Source organism: Clostridium sp. AM22-11AC (assembly GCF_003473545.1).
Classification (GTDB): Bacteria; Bacillota; Clostridia; order Lachnospirales; family Lachnospiraceae; genus Enterocloster.
The window spans coordinates 1-1,557 of the sequence record NZ_QUCM01000053.1; the positions used below are offsets into that span (position 1 = coordinate 1).

The following is a 1,557-nucleotide window of genomic DNA, read 5'->3' on the forward strand; positions in this document are numbered from 1 at the left end:
TTTTTTACTTTATAGGAAAGACCGCCGCCGGCGCTCTTTTGAATTAAAAATGCCCGCCGGTAGGCGGGCAACACAAATAGACGATCTAGGGATTAAAAAAGATAAAAACCTTCCTCACCAAATTCTTCATCAAGATCGTCATCATTTAGAAAATAATCCATATCCAGCAGGTCTTCCTCGCTCATATGGCGAATGTCCGTGGAAGTAAGTCCTTCTGGAGGATTATCCATGTATTTTTTACGCAGCGCCTCAACATCTGTTTTCATTGCAATGCCCTCCTATGAGGGAATTATACCATAAAAACAGAGAAAGTTATGCAGAAGAACGCTTTCCGCGAGATCGGGACATAGATCTCTCATATAATTCTTCGAGGGAAAGACGCTGATGGTTAAAATAAAGTTCCAAAAACTCCATTTTATGCCTGCAGATGGGACATTCCAGCGGATCATAACCAAAAGAAGAAAGAATAGCATTCCGCCAATGGTTAAAGTTGCGTAGAATGGGACGTTTCTGTTTGGAAATGACTTTATGGAGCTGCTGGTCTGTTTTGAGGTGGCGTGCATACAAGCCGCCATAGCGGATCATTTTAAAATGTTTCTCAGGGATATGCCGGATCAGACGTTTGATGAAGTCCATAACCGGGATCGTTTCCTGTATATATTTATCATCTTCGTGTCGATTGTAATGAAAAGTGACCATAGAACCATCATATTTGTCGATCCTGGAAGTGGCGATCACAGGACGCCCCAGATAGCGTCCGATATATTTGATGGCAGTCTCAGGATCACAAGAGGAAGGCTTGGCATAAACGTAAAATCCCTTCTTATGAGAAGAATAACAGAGGGATTTGATCTGTTTGAAAGGATCGCCCAGCCGTTGGTGCATCTCATTAAGGAGAGCGGTACGGAAAGCAGAACGTAAAAAAGAGTAATTGAAGTGATGGACATTTCGCCAAAGGCCGTCATCACTGAGACCGCCTTCAGAAATAAGGCAGTGGATATGAGGATTCCATTTCAGATCCCGTCCGAAGGTATGTAAGACCATGATAAAACCAGGCGTAAAATTTTTTGATTTGTTAAGTTCAAAAAACATGCGGGAAATGACACTGGCAACGGAATGGAACAGGCAATCCAAAAGGGAGCGGTCTTTTAGGAAAAAATCCCTGAGATTTTCATCAATGGTAAAGACGCAATGGCGATGCTTAACGTTGATGAGTTTGAAAGTCATAGAAGTGGTGCGTTCCATGCTGTATTTGTTTCCACAAGAAGGGCAAAACCGACTGTGACAGTGGAAAGGGACATATTTAAAGTTGCCACAATGGGGGCAATGATACATGGCACCGCCAAAGGAAGGATCCCCACAATGGATCATCTTTTCGATATTTTCCATTTCGGTGTCTCTGGGATGGAGAGTATATTTTATTTCTTCATAATGGTCTGTAAAAATTTTCTGCAAGATATTCATAAGACTATTATGAGATAGATTTTAGAAAAAAGAAACCCCTAACCCCTCAAGATTGAGGGGCAGGGGAGTTGAATAGGCGAAGCCTATTTTTTA

The 1,557-nt window shown here is 41.9% G+C and carries 2 protein-coding genes; both read right to left on the reverse strand.

Features of this window, described 5'->3' with window-relative positions; genetic code table 11:
* Positions 1-92 precede the first annotated feature (92 nt).
* Positions 93-266, reverse strand: coding sequence for a hypothetical protein (locus DW251_RS18030; protein WP_021868628.1), 174 nt, complete (start codon positions 264-266; stop codon positions 93-95).
* Positions 267-312: 46 nt separating this feature from the next.
* Positions 313-1,464 carry a transposase gene (locus DW251_RS17750; RefSeq protein WP_118301907.1) on the reverse strand — a complete coding sequence of 384 codons (1,152 nt, stop codon included), beginning with the start codon at positions 1,462-1,464 and terminating at the stop codon, positions 313-315.
* Between the last annotated feature and the right edge of the window lie 93 nt (positions 1,465-1,557).

Coding starts and splice junctions, on each gene's coding strand:
- DW251_RS18030 (WP_021868628.1), bottom strand. CDS start 266: ATGAAAACAGATGTTGAGGCGCTGCGTAAAAAATACATGGATAATCCT.
- DW251_RS17750 (WP_118301907.1), bottom strand. CDS start 1,464: ATGAATATCTTGCAGAAAATTTTTACAGACCATTATGAAGAAATAAAA.